The sequence below is a fragment of the Burkholderia sp. 9775_39 genome (assembly GCF_015712225.1).
Classification (GTDB): domain Bacteria; phylum Pseudomonadota; class Gammaproteobacteria; order Burkholderiales; family Burkholderiaceae; genus Burkholderia; species Burkholderia cenocepacia.
Genome location: NZ_JACCQC010000137.1, coordinates 1 through 218, shown reverse-complemented (window position 1 = coordinate 218; position 218 = coordinate 1). Strand labels below are relative to the sequence as shown.

Annotated in this window: 1 protein-coding gene; it reads right to left on the bottom strand. The window is 71.6% G+C overall.

The annotated features are described in order from the left end of the window. On the bottom strand, positions 1-218 hold a 218-nt coding region (locus H0X90_RS35640; protein ID WP_196438462.1), incomplete at both ends, for an Ig-like domain-containing protein.

The window sequence follows — 218 nt, the reverse complement described above, 5'->3', positions numbered from 1 at the left end:
GCGCCGTCGTGTCGCCCGTCACCGTCACCGAGGCAGACGGGCCCGTATTGCCCGCCGCATCGGTAGCAGTCACGCCGATCACCGTACCAGCCGGCAGCGGGGTCGACGGCGTGTACGTCCACGCGCCACTCGGGTCGGCCGTCACGGTGGCGTCCGGCGTGCCGTCGCCGTTCGTGTCGATGTTGACCGTCGCACCCGCTTCGGCCGTACCCGACAGT